The following is a 3,672-nucleotide window of genomic DNA, read 5'->3' as shown; positions in this document are numbered from 1 at the left end:
TCGCCAACGGCAGCATTCGACGCTTGACTATCGTTCACCCTGCCAGTATTTAGATGACTGGCTCACTGAGCAACATCAGGAAAAACAGGCGGCATAAAAGCCACCTGTTGGAAGACGAAAAATCGAGGGAAGCTCAGATGGTGTTGCGCATATTATTCGTTTGTCGGTGCAACCAAGAGGCGCTTTATCCCGTGAGTTGTTCTAATCGATAACCATAGCTATAGACAGGAGCTAATCGGTAACCGTTTTCTGGCCGCAATTGTAACTTACTCCGTACCCGCGACACATGCGTGTCCATGGTCCGAGAGGGGATATCGACGTCACGTGACCATACCGCTTCAAGAATATACGCCCGCGACAGTGGGCGGCCTAAGTTGCGGAAAAACAACAATGCCAGATCGAATTCCTTCTGCGTAATCTCAATCGGCTTGCCGGCCAAGGTCAGGCGCCCGGAGCGGGTTTCAAACAGATAGTCGTTAAAGACGATTTGTTCGCTCGAACTCTGGATCGGATAGGCGCGCCGCAACAGGGCTTGCACGCGAGCAACCAGCTCGCTGCGGCGGATCGGTTTAATCATGTAATCGTCGGCGCCAGCGGCCAGGCCCTCAACGATGTCATCCTCGCCTGAGCGGCTGGTGATGAATAAGACCGGGATGGTTCTGGGCAGTTTTTCTCTAACCCAGCGCAATACCTCCGGTCCGCTCAGGTCTGGGACTTGCCAATCGAGAACCAACATGTCGTAGCTCTCTCTACGCAGCTGGTTCAGTATCTCTTTCCCACTCTGAAATGGATGGCAGGTATGCCCACTGGATGTGAGCACCTGGCAAACTAGATCGGTTTGACTGGGGTCGTCATCAAGGACAGCAATTCTCATGTTTTATATAGGTAAGGCGGCGCCCGCCCAGAGGGCAGGTATCGAAATTGTAGCGAACGCACGAGTATATTAATCTTGTTGCCGCATTGCCGTAGAAAAATATTTTATTTTTTCAGTGGTTTTGTTTCGCCACAAAAAAATTAAAAAAACAATAAGTGATCTCGGCCGGATGTCGAGTTGCATCGGTCAAAGCGCTGCTCTGCGACGGGTTTGTCTTTATGTGCGTTGGAATTTGTCGCACGCTAGTGGTTGAGGGGGATTGATAAAATACCACCTTTTAGGCTAAAACAATCGCGAACCCGGGCATGTGCAGCAAATCGATGTCGACGCGCCGGTCAATATACCGATATATCCTGCTTACGCGCCCATGACATCTTCATCGCAGTGGTTCGGCGGCAGCCAGCGAAATGACACTGGCTGCACCGGCCCGGTACAGGGCGCATAGCGCGTTTAAGCGTCGGGCAATACTACGTTGACATCCAGTACTTCGAGATTTCCCTGGCGGTCGAGAGAAATCTTGATATTGTCGGCATTCACCTTGGCGTACTTGGAGATCACCTCGATCAGTTCTTTGTGCAGCGCCGGCAGAAAGTCATGGCCGCTGCGTCCATTGCGTTCTCGGGCGATGATGATCTGCAATCGCTCTTTGGCGGCCGAAGCCGTCTTCGGCTTGTTGTTGAATAAGAACGAGAGCAATGCCATGTTATTTCCCTCCAAAGATGCGGTGCAGGAAGCCCGGTTTCTCATAGGAAGTGAAACGCAGGGTAACGTCCTCGCCAAGGAAGCGCGAGACGACATCTTCGTAGGCCAGTGCAACATCGCTGCCCTTGATATGGATCGCCGGATTGCCCTGGTTGGAGGCGTGCAAGACGGATTCCGATTCTGGAATGATGCCGATCAGCGGTATGCGCAGGATATCCTGGACATCAGTGTACGACAGCATTTCACTGGCTTCGACGCGTTTCGGCGAATATCGGGTGATCAGCAGGTGCTCTTTGACCGGCTCGCCACCGTTTTGTGCGCGGCGCGACTTGGCCTGAATGATCCCGAGGATACGGTCGGAGTCGCGTACCGACGAGACTTCCGGATTGGTGACTACGATTGCTTCATCGGCAAAGGTCAGCGCCATCACCGCGCCGCGCTCGATGCCGGCCGGCGAATCGCAGATGATGAATTCGAAATCCATCTTGATCAGGTCGTTGAGCACGGCTTCCACGCCTTCTTCCGTCAAGGCATCCTTATCGCGGGTTTGCGATGCAGGCAGGATGAACAGATTGTCGCAATGCTTGTCCTTGATCAGAGCCTGGGTCAGCGAGGCTTCTTTGTTGACGACGTTGATCAGATCGTACACGACGCGGCGTTCGCAGCCCATGATCAGGTCCAGGTTACGCAGGCCGACATCGAAGTCGAGTACAGCCGTCTTGTGGCCGCGCATGGCCAAACCGGATGCAAAACTCGCGCTGGAGGTGGTTTTGCCAACTCCGCCTTTGCCGGACGTAACAACGATGATTTTTGCCACGAAGAGCTCCTAAGGTTATGCATTGCGAGACAGAGCGTAAGCGCCAACGATGCGTAGCGAATCACGCTAGCGGCGCGGCTCTGTCCCCAACTGACTAAATAAATAAAACGGTTAAATTGTAAAAAGCGGCTGCAAAACAGAAAAACAGAATTTCATTGTGATAACAGCGCCTCGAAAAAAACTTATGCGATCCCAGCCCCGGAGTCAATTAATTGCGGGCTGCGGAATTGAGCGATATTACGTCAATCCGGTCGCCGCTCAAGCGAATTTGTGCAGGTTGCCCCTTCTGTTCCGGCGGCAGACCGTTCTCAAAAGTCCGGTAAATACCCGCAATCGATACCAGTTCTGCCTCCATGCTGGCGGCAAAAATCCGTGCCGAGGTATTGCCGCTGGCGCCGGCCAATGCCCGCCCGCGCAGGGGTGCGTAGACGTGAATACTGCCGTCGGCGATGATCTCTGCACCATTGTTGACGGTTGCGGTGATCACCAGATCGGCATCGCGCGCATAAATACGTTGTCCCGCGCGAATCTGCGTGTCGACGATCATGGTGCCTGAGCTAACTTTCTGCGCAACCGCAGCCGGCGCGGGGGCTGGCGCTGGTGCCGCTGATTCCGCCGCCGGCTCCTGGCGTGCGGCGCTGACGTTGTCGATGCTCAGTCCGCTGGCGATGATGGCGGCCTCCATGTCGGCTGGCGCATTCCGCACGGCGACCGCATTCAATTGGTATTTCTTGAGCAGCCCGATCAATTGCGGCCAATCAATGCTGGCGTGGTCGGGCGGTAATCCGCTGACGTCGATGACGGCGAATTCATTGTCGAAAAAGTCGGCGACGCCTCCCGTCATCTCCTGAAGCGCTGCTTCCAAGTTCATCGGATCTGCATCATGCAAGATGGCCGAAACTGCCACCACAGTTGCAATTTTTATTTCAATTGGCTTGCGGGATTTGTTGTTGAACATAAAGCAGCGAGTTGAATGGGCGGCCCGACATGGCGGCAGGATGCACCGGCGGATTGGTGTATGGAGCGACGATAAGTTAATTGGTTCGTAAAAAGCAATGTTTAATAGTGTCGTATCCCACGATCTTACCAAATCCCAGAGTGATAGCAAAAAAAGCATGCTGTAAGTGTGGCTTTCCTGCGCCGCTTGGTCGATTTGAGCTTCCCCCGAAATTTAGTCTTCCATAGGTAACGTAAAATCAACGATCCTTTGGAAAGACCAGCAATGAAGAAGATACCAAAACAGATGTACACGGCGGAGTTCAAGGAGCTAGCCGTGCAA

4 protein-coding genes are annotated in these 3,672 nt (G+C 53.5%); all 4 read right to left on the bottom strand.

What is annotated here, in order from left to right; all coding sequences use genetic code 11:
• Nucleotides 1–184 precede the first annotated feature (184 nt).
• Nucleotides 185–874, bottom strand: coding sequence for a response regulator transcription factor (locus ACIQ0R_RS11835; RefSeq protein ID WP_395827645.1), 690 nt, complete (start codon nucleotides 872–874; stop codon nucleotides 185–187).
• Nucleotides 875–1,324: 450 nt separating this feature from the next.
• Nucleotides 1,325–1,576, bottom strand: coding sequence for a cell division topological specificity factor MinE (gene minE, locus ACIQ0R_RS11830; RefSeq protein ID WP_395827642.1), 252 nt, complete (start codon nucleotides 1,574–1,576; stop codon nucleotides 1,325–1,327).
• A 1-nt stretch (nucleotide 1,577) separates the two neighbouring features.
• Nucleotides 1,578–2,393 (bottom strand): septum site-determining protein MinD, encoded by an 816-nt coding sequence (gene minD / locus ACIQ0R_RS11825; protein WP_395827639.1) that lies wholly within the window; start codon nucleotides 2,391–2,393, stop codon nucleotides 1,578–1,580.
• A 208-nt stretch (nucleotides 2,394–2,601) separates the two neighbouring features.
• Nucleotides 2,602–3,351: a septum site-determining protein MinC gene (gene minC / locus ACIQ0R_RS11820; protein WP_395827636.1), complete on the bottom strand. Its 750-nt coding sequence runs from the start codon at nucleotides 3,349–3,351 to the stop codon at nucleotides 2,602–2,604.
• Nucleotides 3,352–3,672 lie beyond the last annotated feature (321 nt).

Source organism: Collimonas sp. (assembly GCF_044339385.1).
Classification (GTDB): Bacteria; Pseudomonadota; Gammaproteobacteria; order Burkholderiales; family Burkholderiaceae_D; genus Collimonas.
This window is presented reverse-complemented; position numbering and strand designations above follow the sequence as displayed.